Annotated in this window: 20 protein-coding genes; 5 read left to right on the top strand and 15 right to left on the bottom strand. The window is 51.3% G+C overall.

All coding sequences use genetic code 11. The features are described 5' to 3' along the window. Positions 1–64: 64 nt before the first annotated feature. The 9 genes from LX24_RS04900 to LX24_RS04860 all read right to left on the bottom strand — a co-directional run bounded on the left by LX24_RS04900 (position 65) and on the right by LX24_RS04860 (position 7,842). On the bottom strand, positions 65–1,486 hold the full coding sequence (locus tag LX24_RS04900) for a cobyrinic acid a,c-diamide synthase CobB (protein WP_166511024.1): 1,422 nt from the start codon (positions 1,484–1,486) through the stop codon (positions 65–67). A gap of 146 nt (positions 1,487–1,632) precedes the next feature. Then, positions 1,633–1,953 carry a TusE/DsrC/DsvC family sulfur relay protein gene (locus LX24_RS04895; protein ID WP_166511023.1) on the bottom strand — a complete coding sequence of 107 codons (321 nt, stop codon included), beginning with the start codon at positions 1,951–1,953 and terminating at the stop codon, positions 1,633–1,635. 40 nt (positions 1,954–1,993) lie between these two features. Continuing rightward, the gene (locus LX24_RS04890) at positions 1,994–3,376 is read right to left on the bottom strand and encodes a (Fe-S)-binding protein (RefSeq protein ID WP_166511022.1); all 1,383 of its coding nucleotides are present in this window, start codon (positions 3,374–3,376) and stop codon (positions 1,994–1,996) included. 3 nt (positions 3,377–3,379) lie between these two features. Continuing rightward, positions 3,380–4,204, bottom strand: a complete 825-nt coding sequence (locus tag LX24_RS04885; RefSeq protein ID WP_166511021.1) for a respiratory nitrate reductase subunit gamma — start codon at positions 4,202–4,204, stop codon at positions 3,380–3,382. A 51-nt stretch (positions 4,205–4,255) separates the two neighbouring features. Next, positions 4,256–4,441: an ATP-binding protein gene (locus LX24_RS04880; RefSeq protein ID WP_166511020.1), complete on the bottom strand. Its 186-nt coding sequence runs from the start codon at positions 4,439–4,441 to the stop codon at positions 4,256–4,258. Positions 4,442–4,870: 429 nt separating this feature from the next. Next, complete coding sequence (locus LX24_RS04875) at positions 4,871–5,713, bottom strand: Mrp/NBP35 family ATP-binding protein (RefSeq protein ID WP_166511019.1); 843 nt, start codon at positions 5,711–5,713, stop codon at positions 4,871–4,873. Positions 5,714–5,760: 47 nt separating this feature from the next. Then, the gene (locus LX24_RS04870) at positions 5,761–6,618 is read right to left on the bottom strand and encodes an ATP-binding protein (RefSeq protein WP_166511018.1); all 858 of its coding nucleotides are present in this window, start codon (positions 6,616–6,618) and stop codon (positions 5,761–5,763) included. Beyond that, positions 6,596–7,459 (bottom strand): nucleotide-binding protein, encoded by an 864-nt coding sequence (locus LX24_RS04865; protein ID WP_166511017.1) that lies wholly within the window; start codon positions 7,457–7,459, stop codon positions 6,596–6,598. Before LX24_RS04865 ends, LX24_RS04870 begins: the two co-directional genes overlap by 23 nt. Continuing rightward, positions 7,456–7,842, bottom strand: a complete 387-nt coding sequence (locus LX24_RS04860) for a NifB/NifX family molybdenum-iron cluster-binding protein (protein ID WP_166511016.1) — start codon at positions 7,840–7,842, stop codon at positions 7,456–7,458. Before LX24_RS04860 ends, LX24_RS04865 begins: the two co-directional genes overlap by 4 nt. Positions 7,843–8,060: 218 nt before the next feature. Here LX24_RS04860 and LX24_RS04855 point away from each other — a divergent pair, with 218 nt between their 5' ends. Together LX24_RS04855 and LX24_RS04850 are read left to right on the top strand one after the other, a co-directional pair. Continuing rightward, entirely contained in the window at positions 8,061–8,303 is a 243-nt protein-coding gene (locus LX24_RS04855; RefSeq protein WP_166511015.1) for an FmdB family zinc ribbon protein, read from the top strand. Positions 8,304–8,362: 59 nt separating this feature from the next. Then, positions 8,363–9,529 (top strand): DVU0298 family protein, encoded by a 1,167-nt coding sequence (locus LX24_RS04850; RefSeq protein ID WP_166511014.1) that lies wholly within the window; start codon positions 8,363–8,365, stop codon positions 9,527–9,529. 85 nt (positions 9,530–9,614) lie between these two features. Here the strand turns inward: LX24_RS04850 and LX24_RS04845 are convergent, their stop codons facing one another. From LX24_RS04845 to dsrA, 5 genes are all read right to left on the bottom strand, one after another. Further along, positions 9,615–10,256, bottom strand: coding sequence for a YkgJ family cysteine cluster protein (locus LX24_RS04845; protein WP_166511013.1), 642 nt, complete (start codon positions 10,254–10,256; stop codon positions 9,615–9,617). Next, on the bottom strand, positions 10,240–10,878 hold the full coding sequence (locus LX24_RS04840) for a tetratricopeptide repeat protein (RefSeq protein WP_166511012.1): 639 nt from the start codon (positions 10,876–10,878) through the stop codon (positions 10,240–10,242). The genes LX24_RS04845 and LX24_RS04840 overlap by 17 nt, the downstream gene beginning before the upstream one ends. 166 nt (positions 10,879–11,044) lie before the next feature. Further along, entirely contained in the window at positions 11,045–11,278 is a 234-nt protein-coding gene (locus tag LX24_RS04835; protein ID WP_166511011.1) for a dissimilatory sulfite reductase D family protein, read from the bottom strand. Between the two features lie 121 nt (positions 11,279–11,399). Continuing rightward, entirely contained in the window at positions 11,400–12,587 is a 1,188-nt protein-coding gene (gene dsrB / locus LX24_RS04830; RefSeq protein ID WP_166511010.1) for a dissimilatory-type sulfite reductase subunit beta, read from the bottom strand. Positions 12,588–12,599: 12 nt separating this feature from the next. Beyond that, on the bottom strand, positions 12,600–14,018 hold the full coding sequence (dsrA, locus tag LX24_RS04825; protein ID WP_166511009.1) for a dissimilatory-type sulfite reductase subunit alpha: 1,419 nt from the start codon (positions 14,016–14,018) through the stop codon (positions 12,600–12,602). 671 nt (positions 14,019–14,689) lie between these two features. Between dsrA and hflX the strand changes: the two genes are divergently transcribed. Beyond that, the gene (gene hflX / locus LX24_RS04820) at positions 14,690–16,501 is read left to right on the top strand and encodes a GTPase HflX (RefSeq protein WP_166511008.1); all 1,812 of its coding nucleotides are present in this window, start codon (positions 14,690–14,692) and stop codon (positions 16,499–16,501) included. A 127-nt stretch (positions 16,502–16,628) separates the two neighbouring features. Here hflX and LX24_RS04815 read toward each other — a convergent pair whose 3' ends face one another. Beyond that, complete coding sequence (locus LX24_RS04815; RefSeq protein WP_166511007.1) at positions 16,629–18,323, bottom strand: glutamine--tRNA ligase/YqeY domain fusion protein; 1,695 nt, start codon at positions 18,321–18,323, stop codon at positions 16,629–16,631. A gap of 498 nt (positions 18,324–18,821) precedes the next feature. Between LX24_RS04815 and LX24_RS14920 the strand changes: the two genes are divergently transcribed. Both LX24_RS14920 and LX24_RS04805 read left to right on the top strand, forming a co-directional pair. After that, positions 18,822–21,560, top strand: a complete 2,739-nt coding sequence (locus tag LX24_RS14920) for a M3 family metallopeptidase (protein ID WP_243131620.1) — start codon at positions 18,822–18,824, stop codon at positions 21,558–21,560. 335 nt (positions 21,561–21,895) lie between these two features. Beyond that, positions 21,896–22,357: a hypothetical protein gene (locus LX24_RS04805; protein ID WP_166511006.1), complete on the top strand. Its 462-nt coding sequence runs from the start codon at positions 21,896–21,898 to the stop codon at positions 22,355–22,357. Positions 22,358–22,377 lie beyond the last annotated feature (20 nt).

Below are 22,377 nucleotides of genomic sequence, written 5' to 3'. Positions count from 1 at the left end.
GTTGATAGTGAAGAGCTTTCAACCCCGGGAGCACCCGGCACCAAAGCCTGCTTATCATACAAACTCACTTCCCGGTCCCGTACTTCTCACCGGCGGCCACCAGCCTGGATGCCCAGTTGGTGGTAACCAGGGCGTGCAGGTGGGTATAGCAAGCCAGTACATTTTTGTACAACAAACCGTCATATGCACCGTTGATGCCGTGCCCCCTGGTAACCCTGAAGGCAAATTTAATCTTATCCTCCTCCAGGTTTTCCACCCGGGAGTTATGAAACTCATGACCCTGCAGGCTTTCCCCGGCCTCAAAGTAGGGACTGGAGTTTTCCACCTCCAGGGTAATGTAACCGTGCCCCTGGGGCTTGTCCAGCATGGTCACTTCGAAGGGCAACGCACCGGTCATGGCGTGTTTGGCGCCCCGCCAACGGATACTGCGGCCCAAAAACATCAAGCCGCCGCACTCGGCGTAAACCGGCAATCCCGCTTCAATGCTCCCGCGCAGGTCACTGAGCAACCCCCTGTTGGCACTGATTTCACCGGCGAATATTTCCGGAAACCCGCCGCCAATATATGCCGCATCCACCCGGGGCATTTGGGTATCCACCAAAGCGTTCACCGGCACCAGCTCGGCACCGGCCGCCACCAGTGCCTCCAGGTTTTCCGGGTAGTAAAAGGTAAAGGCCCGGTCCCAAAACACCGCCACCCTGGCCCGGGGCATGGCGGGTTTTAACCCGTCCAACCCCGGCCCCGCCAGCACCGGGGTGTCACCCGGCAAAGTTTGCACCCCCAGGGGGGGGGCCTGGCGGGCTACATTGATTATACCGGGCAGGTCGAGAAACGCACCGGCCGTGCCCCCGGCCCCGTCCACCGCTTCAGCCAGGTCATCATCCTCGGCGGCCGGCACAAGGCCCAGGTGCCGGTCGGGTATACGGAATTTCTCCCCTTTGGGGATAACCCCCAGTACAGGTATGCCACAGTAACGCTCTATGGCCGCCCGGAGCAGGTTTTCATGGCGCGGGCGGGCTACTTTATTTAAAATTACCCCGGCCACCTGTACCCCCGGGTCAAAGTGCTGGTAGCCCGATACCATGGCCGCCACACTACGGGTCATCCGGGTGGTGTCCACCACCAGCAGCACCGGTGCTGCTATAGCTTTGGCCACTTCGGCCGTGCTGCCGCTGCCCTCCAGATCAACACCATCGAATAGCCCCATGGCTCCCTCCACCACCGCAATATCAACATCCATGGCGCTGCGGGCAAAGGAAGCCCGGATGATCTCCCGGTCCATTAAGAAGCTGTCCAAATTACGACAGGGACGGCCGGTGATCCTGGTCATCCAGCTGGGATCAATAAAGTCGGGTCCTTTTTTATAAGACTGCACACGGTATCCCGCTGATTTCAGGGCCGACAGCAGCCCGATGGTGGCGGTGGTTTTGCCGGAGCGCCCGTGGGGCGCGGCCATCACCACCCGGGGGATATCAAGATGCATCATATCTCATCACCGCCTTACAGGCGTTTATCCAATTGATAACCGCAGTGAAAAATAACAGGCACGGCATTCCCGTCGCCTGGCGCGCCGGTGATAACCTGTGCCTGAATATATTATCTCTATTGTAAGACATATTTACACAAACAACCTCAAACACATCCGGTCGGCTTGGCCAGCCCCGCCAGTTTGCAAGCGCCCCTGGCCGGGCCGGACGGGAAAAGCCTGTAAACGTAATTCAAGTTGTAGCCCGTATCATTACAGAGTTTTCGGACCATGGGCGCAATTTGGTATTGCTTGTAATAATCGCGCAGGTAGTTAATCACTTTCCAATGATCTTCGTTTAACCTGGCTATCCCCTCGGAGGCTGCCAAAGCAATGGCCACATCTTCATTCCACAAGTCCGGGTCAATCATGAAACCGTCCTCGTCCAGCTCTATTTCCACGCCGTTCACGACAATGGAACAAGGCATTGCTTAAAGCACCTCCAATTAAAGACAACCGCAAACATCATCACTTCCAAACCAGCGACATGCCTACGAGGTCAATTAATCCTTTGACTTCCACGCCCAGCTCGTGCTCTTCCACCATGGGATACAGCTGGGCCTTGCAAATGGAGCAAGGAGCGCAAAGGATGCCGTTGCCGTCTTTACCGACTCCGGTGGCCCGCACTTGCTCGGCCTTTTTCTTGCTCAGCAGAATGCGGCGCTGGTACATTTCCGGGTCGTCGAACAAAATGGCTGACCCGCCGCCGCAGCAGAAGTTATCCGCGCCGTTGGGGTACATTTCCCGGAAATCGGAAACGCAGGCCCGCATAATGGTGCGCATATTTTCGTTCAACCCGCAGGCCCGCACATAGTTACAGGGGTCGTGCAGGGTAACGGGCCGGGTGATTTTACCTGGATCGAGCTTCAACTCGTTTTTGCGAATCATGTCTGCAACTTCATCGTGGATATGGGTGATGGGCCAGCGCACCGGCCTATCCGCCAGGGACGGGATGTACATTTTAGCAGCCCGCCAGCCGTGCCCGCACTCACCCCAGACAATTTTCTTAACGCCCAGTTCTTGTGCGGCGTTTAACAGGCGCATTACATTACCCCGCTGGGTCCAGTACTGGTCAAACAGGAAACCAAAGTTACCGGCCTCGGTGACTGTACTGGGAATGGTCCAGTTGGCACCAATATAGGTAAAGTACATGCCCGCGCCCATCAGGGTGTAGGGGTTAAGCAAAAAGTCCGCCGACGAAGGTATATACATAATGTCGGATTCGGGCTTGTCAACGGGAAACTCCACTTCCACGCCAAATTCGTCCATGATTTCTTCGGACATAAACTCCAGGGTATCCACAATACCGGGTTTGGGCAAGGCAGTATGGTTACCCACCTTCTCCATGGCCGCACCAGTTGTGGCGTGCAGCTTGGGTGTGATACCCAGCCAGTGCAGAATCTGGCGGCCTATGAAGGTCACTTCACAGGTGTCAATACCGAAGGGACAGACATGGGCGCAACGGCGGCATTGACTGCACTGGTAAAAGTAAGAATACCACTCTTCAATGACATCCAGGCTGATATCTTCAGCCCCCACCAGTTTACCGAACCAGCGTCCCTCCAGGGTAAAATACCGCTTGTAAATCTTGCGGATAAGCTCAGCCCGGTTGGTGGGAATATTGTTGGGATCCCTGGTACCAAGATAGGTGTGGCAGTTTTCCGCGCACTGGCCGCACTTGGTGCAGGATTCCATAGCCAGCACAAAGGAACGGAATTTTTTGCGAATTTGATCCAAGTATTCCAATGCCTTTTCCGGCTTTAGCTCATCGGGCACCGGCTCAATGTGAATTTTACGCATTTCAGCATCTGTTGCCCGCTGTGGTTGCACCATACCTTTATATTCCGGCATAACTTACACCCCCTCCTCGGCAGCATCCCCGGCAGGCACACCAAGGCCGGCCTTACGGGCAGCCGCTACATCAACATTGGGCAAACCGGGGGCGGGATCGTGGTAGACCCGGTTGACGATATAGCGCTCGGCAAACATACCGAACAGGTGCATCAGTTTACTGAACGGGAACACAATCAGCAGAACCTGTACCAGCAGGTAGTGGGCCAGGAAAAATCCACTGTTGAGGATTTCCATGTGCACCACGGGCTGGAACATGATCAGCGCCGCGATATAGTCGAACACCATTTCATATTCAATATGGAAAGCGGGGATAAAACGCATAATATTGCCGATACCCACCAGCACCAGCAGGTAAATGAGCCACAGGTTATCGCTGGGCTTGGTTACCAGCTTGACTTTTTCCAGGGTGAAACGCCTGATCAGCAGGTACAATAAACCAACAAATAATGCTATACCCATAATAGAGCCTAACAAATCAGACAATTCCCTACTGAGTTCCGGGGTGATACCCAGGCCCGGAATCAGGGCGAACTGTTCACCCAAAAAACCAAAGCCCACAATGTGCCCGCCAAGAACGTTTAGCAGAGCAAAGTGCATCAGCAAGGCGCCGGCCCACAGGGCTTTATCGAACCTAAAAAGATTGCGGAATAAAAATGCTTCCGAGCCAATACGCACGGCAACCTGGCCATTGGTTTGCAGCCAGGGTGACAGTGTAATGTTATGCACTATGCGCGCACCGGCCCAGCGCCCCAAACGGTAAAGTATTCCGAGGGTAAACAAGGTTACCGTTATATACGGAAGTATTTGTCCAATTAATAACTTCACTCACACACCTCCCACGGAGCATAGCCCAAAGGCTACAGGTTAGAATCCGTATTAAGATTCTTCCACAGTAACAGCACCGCTGGGGCAGACACTGACACAAGTCTCGCAACCGAGGCAATCATCGGCATTTACCACAGCAGCTTTACCGTCCTCCATTTCCAGTACGGATGCCGGGCAATTATCGACACATTCACCACAGCCCTCACATTTGTCGCGGTCAACGGTAACTACGTACATTACGTTCACCTCCTTAGCAAAATTATGATTGTACACTTCTGCAGGCGGTCTCGCCCAGGGGCAAACCGCCTCCATCGAATAACGACGGGTAAAACCGTACAAATCCCCTATACCATATTCGTGGTTTGCGAAATTATTCCTTCCGCAAATGGACAATAAACAGCGTTTTTTTTCGAAGATAAAGAAAATACCCTCGAAAAAAACCAGCACTGGCGCTTCATAATGCACCTTTGTCAATTAACTGGTTGATCCCGCTGCTGTATAATTAATTGTATACCAGGGAGCAGAGCCAGTCCATAGGGTACTTATGGCAGTAAAGGGCCGGGTTATATGTGGCCCGCAGGGTAAAAACAGGCAAAACCGCCTGCCGCCAGGCGGTTAACTACATTGGAATACTGTTTGGCATGAGCGGGAAAATACCGGGGCATGTCAGGAAACGCTGGTCACCCGGTTGGCAACAATTTCATCCAGGCCATTGAACAGCTCCCGGTCATACTTTTCTATCTGACCGGTATCGCTAAGCTCGGCCAGGGCGGGGTCAATGGGCAGCCTTTCCAGCAGGCGCAATCCCATGGTGTTGGTCAGGGAAGCAGCGTGACTTTCCCCGAATACTTTAATTTCCTTGCCGCAGTCCGGGCAGCACAGATAACTCATATTTTCCACAAAGCCCAACACGGGAACATGCATGTGGTTTACCATGTTGATGGCTTTACGCACCACCATATTGGCCAGGTCCTGGGGCGAGGTGACAATAATCACTCCGTCCAGCGGCAGCGATTGCATAACCGTCAGGGGGACATCACCCGTTCCCGGCGGCAGGTCCACCACCATAAAGTCCACTTTCCCCCAGGCCACATCGGTCCAAAACTGTTTTACGGCACCGGCAATGATGGGCCCGCGCCAGATTACGGGCTGGTCCTCATTTTCCAGCAGCAGGTTCAGCGACATTATTTTAATGCCCTTATCCGTCAGTTTGGCATACATCACATTTTCATCATGCTGGGGAACACCGCTGACACCGAACATTTTGGGAATACTGGGACCGGTAATGTCGGCATCCAATATACCCACCTGGTATCCTTTGTTGGCCAGGCTGAGGGCCACCAGGGCGGACACCGAAGATTTACCAACGCCGCCTTTACCGCTCATCACGGCAATAACATGCTTGATGTCGTTATAATCATTCTGGGGTAAAATATCAATACCGCATTTATCGGGCGAACACCCCTCAGTTTTCTGATTGCAGCTGCTGCATTTTTCGTCTTGAGACATTTCCTCTCCCCCTTGTATTGTTAATATAGCATTCTTTCAAAATATTATCATATACCCAATTCCCGCTGCATGCAATGCCAGAGGTTAATAATATCCTCCACCACCGTACTGACCATTTGAATTACCGGTTTACCTTTGATGGCAGCAGCTACGAAGGCGGGGTCATAACCAATGCGACCTATTACAGGCACACCGACCTCCTGGCACATCTCCTCCACCCGCATGGTATTTTCCGGGTTTATATCCCACTTGTTTACACAAACAGCTGTTTTTACCCCAAAATGGTTAGTTAAATCCAGTACTCTGGACAGGTCGTGTATGGAGGAAAGGCTTGGCTCCACCACCACCAGTGCCAAATCCGTGCCCCCCAGGGATGAAATCACGGGGCAGCCGATGCCCGGCGGGCCGTCGGTAATAATTAATTCCTTACCTTCCTTTTCTGCCAGTGCCCGGGCTTCTTTACGCACCTGTGCTACTAATTTACCCGAATTATCCTGGGCTATACCCAGCCGGGCATGCACAAAGGGAGCAAATCTGGTACCACACACAAACCACTGGCCGGCGAGATTTTCCACCAGGCGAATGGCAGCTTCGGGGCAGGCATGGTAACATACCAAACAGCCTTCACAGCACAGCACGTCTACCCTTCCCGCTTTGATGGCACCGTAATGGCATAATTGTTCACACAACCCGCACTGGTTGCACTGGGTGGTGTCAATCTCCACCCGGGGCATCCCCCAAAAATTATTTTTTGTTTCAATATAGGGGTTTAACAACAGGTGCAAATTGGCCGCATCCACGTCACAGTCACAAAGCACGTGGTTTTCCGCCAGTACGGCCAAAGAGGCGGCAATGCTGGTTTTACCGGTGCCGCCTTTCCCGCTAATTATGGTTATTTCTTTCATTGGCCACCAGCTCCTCAATATCCCGGTATAACTGCAAGAAGTCGTTTTCCAGCTGTTTATCCAGCTCAATCATGGGTAAACCCCGGGAATAGGCTTCAGCAATTCTTTTACTATGTGGTATAGTCTGCAATACGGGCAGTTGTTCCCGTTGACAATATTGCTCAATTAGCCGGCTACCGTGGTGAGCGCGGTTAATCAACACACCGCAGGGTACGGAAAGGGTCCTTACCATCTGCACAGCCAGGTCAAGGTCGTTCAATCCAAAGGGGGTGGGCTCGGTTACCAGCAAACAAAAATCCGTGCCGCGCACAGTATGGATAACCGGACAGGAAGTGCCCGGAGGAGCATCCAGTACCGTAATATCGCTGGTGACACGGGATTTGACGGCATCCACCAGGGGAGGGCTGAGGGCGGCACCCACTTCCAGGCAACCCCGGGCGAATTTTATATCACCAGCCGCTCCCTTTTCCACCTTACCAATTTTTTTGGGTACCGGGGTGATGGCCTCCACCGGGCAGAAATACTGGCAGCCACCGCAGCCATGGCAGAATTCGGAAAAGGTAATCACGCTGTCCGTAGTGCAAAGCAATGCCCCAAAGGCACACAAATCGGCACACTTACCGCAGTAAGTACATTTTTCATCATTGATCCGGGGCACTTCAATAAATATTTCCCGGGTGTCCTCTATCTCAGGATTAAGAAATATGTGACCGTTGGGCTCTTCCACATCGCAATCGATATAGGCCACCCTGCGGTTGTCTGCGGACAGGGCCAGAGCTATGTTCGTAGCGATGGTGGTTTTACCGGTACCGCCCTTACCACTGGCCACCGAAATGATCATTTTACCACCCGCCCGGATTCTTTTACTCCCGAATGCTGGCGTGCATTGGGCTCGGTTACAGGCACCAACAGGCCCTCTCTATATTTATCCAATGTCTGGGCAACCGTGCCGGAAACACCGGTATAGACCGCTACACCAGCGTTGGATAGGGCGGTCATGGCTTTTGGACCCACCCGGCCCGTCAAAACCACATCCACATTGTGCCGCAACAGAACCTGGGTGGTTTTAATCCCCGCCCCTTCGGCGGAAGCTGCCCCTTTATTATTGATTACTTCCAGCAGATTACCCTGCTCGTCAAATAAAATAAAATAGGCACAGCGGCCGAAACGCTCTTCCGCCGGAGCACCGGCATCCGGACCGGCAGCGCTAACCGCTATTTTCATGTTCATCATCCTTTCGGGGTACTGAGCATTTAATATATTCATTTTTACATTTCTACTATAAGCTTTTTATGAACCTATGTCAATAATAAATATTAAAAAACTGCTCGTCCCGAACTGTTTGACGCTTATTGACTCTATTGATATACTAAAAATACAGGCCGCTTTTAATACTTTGGATATAAATGCAAAATATTAATTTTTATAAGGAGAAGGTAAACATGCCCATTTTTGAATTCCGCTGTTTAAAATGCGGTAAAATTTTCGAGAAGTTGTTTATTACCAGGCAGGAAGAGTTTGTAGTGAACTGCCCCCAGTGCGATAGTGATTCCCTGGAGCGCGTAATAAGCAAAACCAATTATGTTATGGGACCCGGCAAGGGCGGCGGCAAAACTAAAATGACCACCAAATCCTGCAGCAGCGGCAACAGCTGCACTTCCTTTGAAATACCCGGTCCCGAGTGATCAAGTTCACCACCGGGAAGCAGTCATTTTTTTGTAAAGGGGCGCGTTTTTAGTTTCCCATGAATAAAAATAAACGTAACCTGATGGAAGAGTATACGGGCCGGGACCCGCGGGTAAAGGCTGCATGCCCTTTTTGCGGGCTGCCCGTTGAAAGGCCCGCTGAGCTTAAGACACATAGACCCTTTGAGATGCCGGTGGGGGCATGTTCCTGCGGAGCTGTGTATGCCTATGATGCTACGGGACACAACCTGGGCACCGCTTTTTCCGAAGCACTGGTCTTTGCCAGTAATATGGACTGGGACCTGGCGTGGAATTTGTTGCCTGGTGAGGATTATTTGGAAGATTTGGTGGAAAATTATGACATTGAGAGCAATTGTATCATACCGGTGGGGGCATACGAGGGCAGGCGTATTTCCGGGGCCCTTTATTTTATTAGAATGCACAATGACATTCAAGAGGTGACCCGGCCGGGGGTGCAGTCAAAACTAAAACAGGCCAAACCCGTTGCCCGGCCTGTGCCTGCTGCTAGACAAAAAAGGCCTAAAAAAATTGACAAAAAAGAAATTGAGCAATTGGTGGCCGGCTACCAGCTGGAGCCGCTGCTGGATATTGCCGCCGGCGACAAAGGAATTATCAGGTATCTACAACGCATGCTTTATACCGGTGACGAACTGTTGCGCTTAAAAACAGCAGATGTCCTGGGCCAGGTTAGCGCAGTCATTGCCCGGTACGAACCCAACGCGGTTTCCAGGCTTTTGCAAAGGTTATTTACATCCATCTCCGATGCCGGTTACGGTTCCTCAAACTGGGGCGCCGTTGATACCATAGGCGAGATTATCGCCGGCTCTCCGGATATATTCGGTGGTTATACACCCACTTTGTTTCAGTTTCTGGAGGAAGATGACGCCAACCTCAGACCGTCGGTATTGAGGGCCATGGGGGTTATTGCCCGGGTCAAGCCTGAATTGATTAATAAAACCTATTCATATTTTACCGGGTTTATCCGCATGGAGGATGACCGGACCAGGGGTTACGCCGTTTTACTAATAAAACACCTGGCTTCATCCACAACCACCAGGCCCGGCGTACCCGAAGCCAAAGCCGAACTGGCGGCTGTCACCGGTGACCGGCGCGTGATCGGCATTTACACCAGGGGAGTCCTGGAGCAAAGAAGCATTGGCCAGCTGGCCACAGAGGCGCTGGAGGCACTGGGTGGACAGGGATAACATACTTATAAAGCACTTCCCTTGTTACGGGAAGTGCTTTTTTGACGTTGGGGCCATAACCGGGTGCAATGGGATAAGGGGTACCTCACCGGGGTTTTACGCCCTTGAGCAGGTCCTCCACCGGTGTTTTGATGGATTTGGATACCGATAGCAGCAGTGAGGCCCGCTCCGGATCGTTCACGCCGGCCCTCTCCAAAAATTTATTGGATAACCGGTAAAGCTCCCGGTAAACACCGTCCAGGTTAAAGGCTGGGTAGGATTGGCCTTTTTCAAAGCCGGCCTTAAAACAGGCGTGCACTTTGCCGTTAATCAGGGTAGGGATACCGTAGACCCGGCAGGTAACCGGCCTTGCTGCATAAAGAGCGCATTTTTCATCGTCGCCCAATAACGGGCACCTGACCCGTTCCTTGCCGATGGCCTCGGTAATTTTTTCAGGGTCATCGCCCTTTGTTTCCCGCAGCCTTTTTTCCATGGCCAGCAAAGCTTCGTCGGCCTGATCCGCCCGGGCCAGCAGGGCCTTCTTGCTATCTTCATCCAGGGCATCGACCTTGCTATTGAGGTACGCTGATTCAATCAGAAAGAGGCCAAACACAGCGTTGCAGCAATCGGAACACTGCTCGGCACACTTAATACATGACGGGTAATCCTTCTCCATATCCCGAAAAGCTTTATCCGCCCTGGCCTGCAGCTGTTCATATTCTTGAAAAATATCATCGTATGGTTTCATTTTTACGATATGGCTCCAATTCTTTTAGAAAGTCAGGGTGTACCCCAAAGCCAACTTCCATCGCCCTGTCAACATGTTCAATGGCTTTTTTATAATTGCCCTTCAGGTAATAAGCAAAGGCAAGATTGTTTTGTCCCAGGCCGAATTCCGGGGCGAAACCGACCAGTTTCTCGCCGGTGGCAATGGCGTTGTCGATATCGTCCTTTTGGATATAGGCGTTGATTAAATTGCTCCAAGCCTGAACAATTTCGGGATTTAATTCAATAGCTTTCTTCAGCACTTCAATGGCCTCATCCGGCCGGGACATTTGCAGGTAGGCAAAGCCCTGGTTGGCGTAGCCCCGGGCGTACCTGGGCTCTATTTCCACCGCTTTTTTGTTGGCCTGGACGACCTTTTCCAGATCTCCCAGCTTAAAATAGATGTAACCCAGGTTGACACAGGCCTCAAACATGCGGCCACTGTTGGCTATGGCCTCTTCGAAAAAGTTAATGGCCTCTTCAAATTTGCCCTGCTGCATGAGGGAAACCCCTAAATTATACTGGGCGTTGGCACATTCAGGGTTTTCATTGAGCATGCTAATTTGTTCTTCAATAAATTCTCTGGAATCCTGTGGGCTGGTCATTATTATCGGCCTTTCTAACATAAATTTACAAATGTATTATTAATCAGCATACCCCGACCGCCGGTTATCTATTAATTCAATCTAAAGCGCGGGATTTTCAGACTCTTTAAAAAGAGAGGCTATAGTCCGAACGGGCTAACAGCCTCTCCCCCCAAAATTCAACGATTTATTCCGGATCCTCGGTCATACCCCGGCCTTTGAGACCGTACATGGTGCTGCTGCCGGTGGAAAAGTAAATCAGTGTTCCTTCATTAATAAGTGCTGTGCAGGCTTTTTTAATGTCCCTCATTTTGGCGTCCGGGTTGACCTTCTGCACGGCTTTTTCGATATCTTTAAAATAAAACTTGGTTTTCTTGCTGTTCTCGGCAAATTCCACAATGGCTTTTTTAATTTCGTCCATATTGACACCCTCTCTTTCCCTTAAACAAGTTTAACGCGTATAGTGTAAATAAAGGGTTAGCCCTGCTGCTGCAATTGGTTTTGCAGCAGCAGGTCTAAACCCTACCTTAATTCGGATAAAATTATTCTATCCCGCCAGCCGTTTTTGATACGTTCCAGGCCGCATCAGTAAACTTGAACTGAGTGCTGGTCCGCCAGGTATCGTAAGCCAGACGATAATCGTCAATGAGGTGCTCGGTGAATTCCAGGCCGGTCTTTTCGAAGAATTTCTCCCAGCCGATCCGCTCGGCCCAGTCACCCAGGCGCTCATACTTGTTGGCATCGGCAGCGTAGGCTTCCAGAATTTTCTTAACGTTTTCCACCACTTCCGGGAATCTCGGGAAGTTGTTCGGCAGCCAGGGCACAACAACCTTGGAGAATTTGGGCTGGCTGATCCGGTTGGAAATCTTGCCACCGGCCAGAATGGTCACGCCGTCGCCTTCCTTGTCGGAAAGAGGCAGCGCCTGGCACATGGTGTAGCAGTTACCGCAGAACATGCAGCGATCTTGCTTAATTTTGACGGTTTTGCCGCCTTCGGGAGTTTTGTCCGGGGAAATGGCGCCCACCGGGCAAGCTGCAATGGCCAGCGGAATTTCGCAAACCTTATCGATAACTTCGTGGTCGATAATGGGAGGCTTGCGGTGGTATCCCAACAGGGCGATGTCGGAGCAGTGCACGGCACCGCACATATTCAGGCAGCAGGCCATGGATACGCGCACTTTGGCCGGCAGTTGCATGCCCTGGAAGTATTCAAACAGCTCATCCGCCACGGCCTTAACCATGGAGGAAGCATCAGTGGCCGGGGTATGGCAGTGTACATAACCCTGGGTATGCACGATATTGGTTACGCCGGCACCGGTGCCGCCGATGGGGAACTTGTAGCTGCCGGATACGAATTTACGGCTTTCCAGGTCCTTCTTCAGGGCTTCCAGTTTTTCAACGCTGTCCACCAGGAACTCGATGTTGTTACGGGTGGTGAAGCGCACATAGCCGTCACAGTATTTATCAGCGATGTCACAGATTTCCCTGACGTGCTGCACGGTCATAAACCGGGCCGCACCGCATCTTACGGTGTATACTTTGTCACCGGTTTCGGATACGTGCACCAAAATGCCGGGTTCCAGTACTTCGTGATAAGCCCATTTACCATAGTTATTCTGAATGACAGGAGGGAAGTACTGCCAGAAGTGTCTGGGTCCCAGGTCTGTCAACCTGTCCTTCAGGGGATCCTTGGGATCATACAATCCGAGTCTTTCTGTAGATAACGCCATGAAACAAACCTCCTATCTCTTATGTCTGGCCCGATATTCTTTAATATCCCTGGTCCAGCCGCCGGGTACGTCCTCTTCCTTCCAGAAAATGTACGGGTTTTCACGCGGGGTTTTAACCATCTGCGGCGCCGGAGGCAGGCCGATGATTTCAAGGAATTTAGGCAGACCAAAGCGCTGCATTAATTCACCCAGACGCTCACGGTTTTTACCTTCTTCCATCCAGAATTCCCATACTTTTTCGATAAACTCTTTAATGTTGTCATAAGGCGGTTCGGCCTTCATAAAGGGAACAATCAGGGTAGCCATTTGAGCGCCTTCCAGAATGGGGGCCTTGGCACCCAAAAGGATGCTGATACCGGTGTCTTTACCGGGTTTAAGGGCTTTGGGCATTACGTTGATGCAGTGCATGCAACGGGTGCATTCTTTATTGTCGATGACAAGCTCGCCGTCCACCAGGGACATACACTTGGTGGGGCACAGGTCAATAACTTCTTTCTGAATATCAAACTTACCCCAATCTCTTCCCTTATGGGCACCGCCGTTGGGTACGACATCCCCGGCGATGTATGCTTTAACGGCATCCTGGTCAATGCGGATGTCATCTCTCCAGGTACCGATGAAGGACATGTCGGAACGGGCAATGGAAGCCACGCAGCCGTTCGGGCAGCCGTCAAACTTGAACTTGAATTTATACGGGAAAGCCGGACGGTGCAGCTCGTCTTGATAGTACTGGGTCAGTTCATAGCACAGATCCTGGGTGTCGTAGCAGGCAAATTCACAGCGGGCCTTACCAATGCAGCAGGAAGGTGTCCGCAGGTTGGAACCGGAACCACCGATGTCCTGGCCCAGCACGTGGGTCAATTCGAAGAAAATGGGCTCCAGCTGTTCGGTGGTGGTACCCAGAAGTACCAGGTCACCGGTGGAACCGTGCAGGTTCATCAGGCCGCTGCCCCGGTATTCCCACATGTCACAGACAGTACGCAGGAAATCAGAATTATAAAACTTACTGGCCGGCTGGTTAACCCGGATAGTATGGAAATGGGCGATGGAAGGATATTTTTCCGGAAGGTCGGAATACCTGCCGATAACACCGCCGCCATAACCAAACACGCCGACGATACCGCCGTGTTTCCAGTGGGTTTCACCGTCGTCAAAGGATACCTGGAGCTGACCAAGCATGTCCTCGACAACATCCCGGTCGATGAGCATTCTGTCATCGGCCAGTTTCCTTCTATGCAGGGCTTCCTGCTTGGCGTCGGCCACAAAGCTGGGCCACGGACCTTTTTCCAGTTCTTCCAAATCAGGAATGTCATGCTTGATTTTAAAATTTTTCAGTTCTTCTTCTGTATAGTTCATTAATTCTTCATCGGAGTAAATTCTTGTCTCCTGGTACTTAATTTCCTTTTGTGGTTCTTTTGGCTCAAAAGGCACTGCAATACCTCCTTTTGTTAAATAAGCTTAATAGCAAATAAAATGTATGTTTAATGGCCTGACTTCAGTAGCCCGGTGACACCTCCTTCCAAAGTACAAATAATAAAGCCGCAAAAACGCGAAAACCCAGCCTCACCAAACGAATGCTCAAGCGTTTGAGGCTAAGGAATAATATCCTGGTATAACATTACAAAAAGCCGTCTTAGTATGAAATTCGTTATTTTCTGCATTATTCCTGCCGGTCAACCTCATTTTTTTAGAAACTTGTCCATAACAAAGCCTTGTTTTTATTGTAACTAATTAATCAAGCCTAGTCCAGAGGTGGTAGATGGCAATTTACCGGCAGCGCTTTGAAGCGTTTTTTTCATACCGGGCTGAAATTACATTTAGCCGCTACACAGCACCGGGTATGTTAAAAAGGTCACAATAGAGTATACACCGGACATGCGACTTGACTATATGGCGGTAATAAGTGGTAAATATATGGACTGGTGTTCGGTCTGAGTTTTGAACCCGCACCCGGGAGGGCCGAAATCTCCAACTACCATCTAAACTATTCGCTATGCTTTATTATATTCCTCCCCAGCTGCCTTACTTTTTTAAATTATCCGGTTATTTATTGCTGCTTTACATATGTTATAATGTTGTTGAATTTAAGGATGTGATCTTTTTTGGGCCAAACCGTTTACGGAAATACCCGGGGTTTAAAAAAGGTTGACCTGGATTCGTTACAAAGCATTTATGATATGGTAATTGATAAGGACCAGGTCATCTCTCCGGAAATAGCCCGAACCATGGCTGTAATTTCAAGCGGCAGCCAGCGGGAACTGGCTGTGTTTATTGACCGGCAGGGGCGAGTGGTATCGGTCGGTGTGGGTGACGCCGCTACGGTACAGCTCAAAGCGCAAAGCAAACGGCGCAGTGCTTACCGGCTATCGGGCCTGCGCTGTATCCATACCCACCCTGCAGGCGGCGGGCAATTAAGCGCGGTGGACTATGCCGCCCTTTATGATATGCGCCTTGATGCAATGGTAGCCCTGGGGGTGCTGGACGGTAAAATAAAGGAAGCCCGCCTGGCTTGTCTGGAGCCCCGGGACGGGCAGCTTACCCAAAATTTTCGGGACTTTGGGCCGCTGTCCCCTGAGCAGTTAACCGGTTTTCCCTTAACAGAGCTGATTAAAAGCATTGAGGACAATATCATACCCCCTGCTTCAATTACCACCACCGCAGACCGCCAGGCTGAAAAAGCTATACTGGTTACCATAGATGGTGCAGACTCTTTGGACGAACTGGCCTTGCTGGCCGAGACCGCCGGGGCGGTGCCCGTAGCCAGGGTGTCCCAGCGCAGGCAGCGGCCCGACGCGGCATTTTTTATCGGGCGGGGCAAGGTGGAAGAATTGGCCCTGCACAGGCAGCGCCTGGGGGCGGATTTGGTGATATTTGACGACGAACTCAACCCCACCCAGACCCGCAACCTGGAAAACTCCATCGGCTGCCGCGTTGTAGACCGCACATCTTTAATATTGGATATTTTTGCCCGGCGGGCCCGCACCAAAGAGGGCCAGTTGCAGGTGGAACTGGCCCAGTTGCAGTACCTTTTACCCCGCCTGACCGGGCTGGGCACCGTCCTGTCCCGCCTGGGCGGCGGCATCGGGACCCGGGGACCCGGGGAAACCAAGCTGGAAACTGATCGCCGCCACATCAGGCGGCGCATTGAAGAGCTAACCGGTGCCATTGAGCAAGTGCGGCGTCACCGCCGCCGGCAGAGGCAGGGCCGCCGTAAAGCAGCCGCGCCCGTGGTGGCACTGGTGGGCTATACCAATGCGGGGAAAAGCACTTTACTAAACACTTTGACCCGGGCTAAAGTATATACGGCAAACCAGCTTTTTGCCACCCTGGATCCCACCACCCGCCGCCTGGTACTACCCGGAAACCGGGAGGTTCTTTTAACCGATACCGTGGGGTTTATCCGCAAATTACCCCACCACCTGGTAAAGGCCTTTCATGCCACCCTGGAAGAGGTGGTGGAAGCGGATCTCCTGCTCCACGTAGCGGACGCATCCCATCCGGAACTGTTGGCACAAATTACCGCCGTGGAGGGTGTTCTAAAGGAACTGGGCGCCCGGGACAAGAACACCATACTGGTTTTAAACAAAATAGATCAACCGGTAAACCACAAGCTTGTGGAGCAGGTTAAACTCTCCTACCGGGGCCAGGTGGCGGAGGTGTCCTCCCGGGACGGTACCGGCCTGGACCGGCTCAAGGATCTAATCATCCAAAACGCCCTGGGCCTGCGCCGGCGGGTTAAAGGCTGGCTGCCCTATGACAGAACAGATTTGCTGGCATTGCTGCACCGGCACGGGGAGGTTTACAGCGAACAGTACACCCCCCGGGGTATCCGGGTGGAGGCGGCGGTGGATGAAAATCACTGGGCGGCCGTGGCACCCCACATACAGCAAAACGACTTTGAACCACCGGTTTGACCGGGGCCACCGGCACCGGCAACTCACCCATTAACGCGCCCTGTGGTACAACCCATGGCAAGCAATGTTATTACCCGCTAAATACCCAAGAACCTCTCCGGGAATTGCCGGAGAGGTTCTTTGATGTTTATTTATTACCCTGTGCCCTTTGTATTTTGGCCCAGGTGTCCTTTAACGAGACTACCCGGTTGAACACCGGCCTTCCGGGGACAGTGTCCCTATCGACGCAAAAATAACCTTGTCTCAGGAACTGGTACCTGCTCCCCGGCCGGGCACCGGCCAGGCTGGGTTCCACCAGGCAGGAGGTTAACACCTCCAGGGAATCAGGATTCAAATTGGCCCTGAAGTCTTCGTCCTCGTCCGGGTTTTCCTTGGTGAACAAGTGGTTATACAAGCGCACTTCCGCTTTTACGGCGTGGGCGGCCGAAACCCAGTGCAGCGTGCCCTTGACCTTGCGCGTTTCGGTGCCCGTGCCGCTGCGGGTACCGGGATCATAGGTGCAATGCAGTTCCAGCACTTCACCGGTCTGCTCATCCTTGACCACATGCTCACATTTTATTATATAGGCATGTTTAAGGCGCACTTCACGGCCCGGGGCCAGGCGGAAGAATTTTTTGGGAGGATCCTCCCGGAAATCATCCCGCTCTATATACAACTCCCGGGAAAAGGGTACCTGCCGGGAGCCCATCTCGGGACGCTCGGGATTATTCTCGGCCTCCAGCATTTCCACCCGGCCTTCGGGATAGTTGTCAATGATAACCTTCAGCGGGCGCAATACCGCCATGGCCCGCATCGCCCGGGCATTCAAATCCTCCCGGATGCAATGCTCCAGCATGGCTATATCAACAACACTGTTGCTTTTGGCCACCCCGATCCGCTCACAAAAGTCACGAATCGCTTCCGGCGTATAGCCGCGCCTGCGCAGGCCCGATATGGTGGGCATACGGGGGTCGTCCCAACCGCTGACCACCCCATTTTCCACCAGCGCCCGCAGCTTGCGTTTACTCATCACGGTATGACTGAGGTTAAGCCGGGCAAATTCAATTTGCTGCGGGTGACAGGGAACGCTCACATTATCCAGCACCCAGTTGTACAATGGCCGGTGGTCTTCAAATTCCAGCGTGCAAACCGAGTGGGTAATACCCTCAAGGGCATCCGAAATGGGATGGGCAAAGTCATACATGGGATAGATGCACCATTGATCACCTGTACGGTGGTGGTGGGCCCTTTGGATGCGGTACAGCACCGGGTCACGCATATTCAAGTTGGGGGAGGCCATATCTATTTTGGCCCGCAGCACCCTGGATCCGTCCGGGAATTCCCCGGCCCTCATCCTCTGGAATAAATCCAAATTTTCTTCCACAGTGCGGTTGCGGTAGGGACTGTTTTGCCCCGGTTCCTTCAAAGTGCCACGGTACTCCCTGATTTGCTCCGGGGTCAAATCACAAACATAGGCCTTCCCGGCCTGGATCAGTTCAACAGCGTAGCCGTAGAGCTTTTCAAAATAATCAGATGCGTAATAAAGCCGGTCGTCCCAATCAAACCCCAGCCATTTAACGTCTTCCTTAATGGAGTCCACATACTCCACTTCCTCTTTGGTGGGGTTGGTGTCGTCAAAACGCAAGTTGCACAGCCCGCCAAAGGTCCGGGCCAGGCCAAAATTCAGGCAAATGGACTTGGCATGTCCTATGTGCAGGTAACCGTTGGGCTCGGGTGGGAACCTGGTATGCACCCGCCCGTCATTTTTATTATTTTTTAAATCTTCCTTGATAATATTGTGGATAAAATTCATGGCCGGTAATTCGTTGTTCAGAGCCGTCATATTTTGAGATTTCCTCCTTAAACAGGGCATTGTACGGGTATAATACTGGTTCATATTTCCATATATTGCCCCGAAAGATTACCATTTATGTGCATATCCATTTTCGTGTTCTACATTTATATCCATAATCCTTTAAAAGACTGTCCAAAAAAGCCTGCGGGAGATCACTTACAGTCTCCAAGTTGGCTGGCTTTTGCTGTGCTCATACAGGTGCCAGGTGCTCCCCAGGTTGAATGAAATTCCTTCATGACGTTTTGTGCCCTGGAAAGGCATGCACATAAGGTTAAAAAGTAAGCCTGCTTTTCGGACAAACCCTTTATTCGGACAAACCCTTTAATTTAATTAAGATTCCGCAAGTGGCATATAATACTTGGGCCGGCCCAATGGCTCATTAAGTATTTTTCACCTTGCGGCAGGATATTTTAACAAAATTTATAAATTTAACCGTGAGGGCAATAAACCACACAGAAAAAGAGCTTATCAGGAGGTAGCGCAAAAGTGTTTAACAATAAGAGCCGGTTATGGCTTTTTATACTGGCCTTTATCTACATGCTGGCCATAACCATACCCGCAGCCCATGGAGCGACGGGTGCCGTAAATCCATTACTGGGACCATTCAATACCCCCCATCAAACACCGCCCTTTGACCAAATTAAAACCGGGCATTTTATGCCGGCCATTGAGGAATCCATAAAACAGGGCCGGGCAGAAATTGAGAACATTATTAACAACCCCGAAACGCCTACCTTTGCCAACACCATCGAGGCACTGGAGAAAAGCGGGCGTTTACTGAAAAGAACCGCCAGTATTTTATTTCAGTTGAACGAAGCCGACACCAATCCGGAGTTACAGGAGGTTGCCGCGGAGGTTTCCCCCATCCTGGCCGATTTTTACAATGACATCACCCTTAACGAAAACCTTTTCGCCAAAGTAAAGTATGTTTACGAAAATTGTGACCGCAACCTGCTTACCGCCGAACAAAAAACACTGCTGGAGAATACCTACCGGCAATTCGTCAGAAACGGTGCCGAACTGGAGGATGGGGAAAAGGAAAGAATGCGGCAAATTTCCCGGCGCCTTGCGGAGCTGGAAATGAGGTTCATGGAAAACGTGCTGGCGGACACCAAAAACAGTTATGTACACGTCACCGATAAACGCGAGCTAGCCGGCTTGCCCCAAGCTGTGGTGGAATCAGCGGCAGATACCGCCCGGGCACAGAACATGACGGGTTGGGTGTTTACCCTGGATTACCCCACTTATATTTCTGTGATGAGTTATGCCGATAACCGCGGGTTAAGGGAGCGGATGTATAAAACTTACGGCGGCCTGGGCAGCAACGGTAAAAATGATAACAGTGCCATCGTAGTGGAAATAGCCAACTTGAGACTTCAGGCAGCCAAGTTACTGGGCTACCCCACCCATGCCCACTATGTGCTTGAAGAACGCATGGCGCGAAACCCCCGCACGGTGGAAGATTTTCAAAACAAGTTGTATTATGCCCTCCAGGGTGCGGCCAAAGAAGAGGTTCAAAAGCTGCAGAAATTTGCCGCCGGGCTGGGGTTGGAATCAGAGCTGCGGCCTTACGACTGGAGTTATTATGAAAACAAACTAAAGGACCAAAAATTATCCTTCAACGAAGAAGAACTCCGGCCCTATTTTCGCCTGGAGAACGTCCAGAAGGGTGTTTTCCAACTGGCCGGGCGTTTATATGGTTTAAAATTTAAGGTTAATAAAGACATACCGGTCTACAATCCCGAAGTAACGGCCTATGAGGTTTTTGATGCCGACAACAGCTTTTTGGGCGTGTTATACCTGGATTATTTTCCCCGGGCCGGTAAGGCCGACGGGGCCTGGACCGCACAGCTGGCCGCCCCGGAAAAGTACCAGGGACAGAATTTAAGGCCTCAGGTGATGGTGGTATGTAATTTTACTAAACCCACCAAAACCGAGCCGTCATTGCTGACATTGCACGAAGTAACCACATTACTCCATGAGTTCGGGCATGCGCTCCATATGCTGCTTGCGGATGTTACCTATGCTGCAACCTCCAGTTATTATGCCCACTGGGATTTTATTGAATTGCCTTCGCAGCTTATGGAAAACTGGGTCTACCAAAAAGAGTTCCTGGACATGTTTGCGGTGCACTATAAAACAGGAGAAAAAATACCTGCGGCATTAGTGGAAAAAATCCGGGAGCAAAAGAGGTTCCATATTGCCTTTAACAGGCTGCAGCAAGTGCGCCTGGGAAATATTGATCTGGCCTGGCACACCATCACTTCCCCGGTGCAAGTGCCGGTAAGCCAATTTGAAAGGGAAGCCAGTGAAGAGCCCGCACTGCTGCCCCTTGTGGAAGGGTGCCTGGTAAGCAACAGCTTCTCTCATATTTTTGCCGGCGGATATGCTGCGGGGTACTACAGTTATTTGTGGTCCGAAGTCCTGGCCGCCGACGCCTTTGTTGCCTTTGAAAAGAACGGCATCTTCAACAAAGCCACGGCTGCATCATTCAGGGATAATATCCTTGCCAGGGGGGCCTCGGAACACCCGGCGTTGCTTTACCAGAGATTCCGCGGCCGGGATGCCGGTATTGACGCGCTGCTGGAAGATTTTAATATTGAAACAAAACATTTTATACCGGAGGGGTTTGTCTATCTGGATGAAGTAATACCCAACGTGGAGTTGGATATCCGTTACTTTGGGGAGAACAATTTCACCGGGCGGCCGGTGGACGGTTATCTGGCCCCCCGGGCCGTAATCTCCGAACCGGCGGCCAGTGCTTTGAAAAAAGTGCAGCAGGAATTAAATCAACAGGGTCTGGGATTAAAAATATTCGACGCTTACCGGCCCCAGCGGGCGGTTGATAATTTTGCCCGGTGGGCCGCCGATGTAAAAGACACCAAGATGAAAAGTCAATTTTATCCTGACATCGATAAAAGCAACTTATTCAACCTGGGATACATTGCTCATAAATCCGGTCACTCCCGGGGCAGCACCATCGACCTGACCATCATCAGGCTTGATAACGGAGAGGAACTGGATATGGGCAGTCCCTTTGACTTTTTCGGCCCCATTTCCCACCATGATACCGAATTGATTACAGAGGAGCAAAGGGAGAACCGCCAACTACTTAAGGGCCTGATGGAAAAGCACGGTTTTGCGGCTTACCCGGAGGAATGGTGGCATTATACATTAAAGGATGAACCCTACCCGGATAAGTATTTTGATTTCCCGGTGCAATAAATAAATGTATTATTGTTAAAAGCTCAACTGCCCTCCCGTATGCGGCAGTTGAGCTTTTTTTGCCAAATCTGAATGCCCGTCCCCGGACCGGGACCACCACCACATGCCACTTCAAATTGCCGAAATTTGGTGGTTGGTCGCGTAAATTGCGATAAAAACATGCTGTATTTAAAAGGATTTTTTGCTAAACTGTTGAAAAGAAAGTTTTTGCAATACTGGGTATAGTTTCTATGGCCAGCTTTGCTGGATTACGCGGGTTTTTGCGGTTTCCCACCGGGGCGGCTGTTTGGCACCGTCCGGACAAAACCCCACTGTACTGCCATTTGAGGTGCGTAATGTTGCAGACATTATTGTTCTTTACCCAGGGAATTCCTGAATGCACGGGGCTGCTTGCCTGCACTTTGGCTCTGGTCAGGGTGGAGATTCGCTGGAAAATAGTTATTACCACCGCCGTTGTTTTTACAGGGATTATTTACATCATAAGAAATTTACCCGTCACCTTTGGTTTGCATACCGTAGTGGCTATCTTAATTTACGCTGTGTTCATTTCCAAAGCCACCAGAGTTCCCCCTTCAATAAGCTTTATGGCGGTATTTATCACTGTGGCTGTTTTATTATTTGTGGAGGCCCGCATCAGCGAACTGTTTCGAGCTCTGCTAAGCAATGAAATAACCATCATGCTATCGGCTTATTCTTTATGGCAATTAACAGGATTGCCCCAGGGCATATTGCTGATTGCAGGTGCGATATTAATTTCAAAATACAGGAAACCGGTGGATGATATGTGGAGAATATGAACCGCCTTCATTGCCCGGTA

It is taken from the genome of Desulfallas thermosapovorans DSM 6562 (assembly GCF_008124625.1).
GTDB classification, from domain to species: Bacteria; Bacillota; Desulfotomaculia; order Desulfotomaculales; family Desulfallaceae; genus Sporotomaculum; species Sporotomaculum thermosapovorans.
Note: the sequence above shows the minus strand (reverse complement) of the source record. Positions and strands in the feature narration are given on the sequence as shown.

Excerpts from the sequence above, each read along its gene's own strand:
- LX24_RS04860 (WP_166511016.1), bottom strand. The coding sequence starts at position 7,842 with ATGAAAATAGCGGTTAGCGCTGCCGGTCCGGATGCCGGTGCTCCGGCG.
- LX24_RS04895 (WP_166511023.1), bottom strand. The coding sequence starts at position 1,953 with ATGCCTTGTTCCATTGTCGTGAACGGCGTGGAAATAGAGCTGGACGAG.
- LX24_RS04805 (WP_166511006.1), top strand. The coding sequence starts at position 21,896 with ATGTTGCAGACATTATTGTTCTTTACCCAGGGAATTCCTGAATGCACG.
- LX24_RS04880 (WP_166511020.1), bottom strand. The coding sequence starts at position 4,441 with ATGTACGTAGTTACCGTTGACCGCGACAAATGTGAGGGCTGTGGTGAA.
- LX24_RS04900 (WP_166511024.1), bottom strand. The coding sequence starts at position 1,486 with ATGATGCATCTTGATATCCCCCGGGTGGTGATGGCCGCGCCCCACGGG.
- LX24_RS04865 (WP_166511017.1), bottom strand. The coding sequence starts at position 7,459 with ATGATCATTTCGGTGGCCAGTGGTAAGGGCGGTACCGGTAAAACCACC.
- LX24_RS04890 (WP_166511022.1), bottom strand. The coding sequence starts at position 3,376 with ATGCCGGAATATAAAGGTATGGTGCAACCACAGCGGGCAACAGATGCT.
- LX24_RS04845 (WP_166511013.1), bottom strand. The coding sequence starts at position 10,256 with ATGAAACCATACGATGATATTTTTCAAGAATATGAACAGCTGCAGGCC.
- LX24_RS04815 (WP_166511007.1), bottom strand. The coding sequence starts at position 18,323 with ATGACGGCTCTGAACAACGAATTACCGGCCATGAATTTTATCCACAAT.
- LX24_RS04875 (WP_166511019.1), bottom strand. The coding sequence starts at position 5,713 with ATGTCTCAAGACGAAAAATGCAGCAGCTGCAATCAGAAAACTGAGGGG.
- dsrB (WP_166511010.1), bottom strand. The coding sequence starts at position 12,587 with ATGGCGTTATCTACAGAAAGACTCGGATTGTATGATCCCAAGGATCCC.
- LX24_RS04835 (WP_166511011.1), bottom strand. The coding sequence starts at position 11,278 with ATGGACGAAATTAAAAAAGCCATTGTGGAATTTGCCGAGAACAGCAAG.
- LX24_RS04850 (WP_166511014.1), top strand. The coding sequence starts at position 8,363 with ATGAATAAAAATAAACGTAACCTGATGGAAGAGTATACGGGCCGGGAC.
- LX24_RS04840 (WP_166511012.1), bottom strand. The coding sequence starts at position 10,878 with ATGACCAGCCCACAGGATTCCAGAGAATTTATTGAAGAACAAATTAGC.
- LX24_RS04870 (WP_166511018.1), bottom strand. The coding sequence starts at position 6,618 with ATGAAAGAAATAACCATAATTAGCGGGAAAGGCGGCACCGGTAAAACC.
- LX24_RS04855 (WP_166511015.1), top strand. The coding sequence starts at position 8,061 with ATGCCCATTTTTGAATTCCGCTGTTTAAAATGCGGTAAAATTTTCGAG.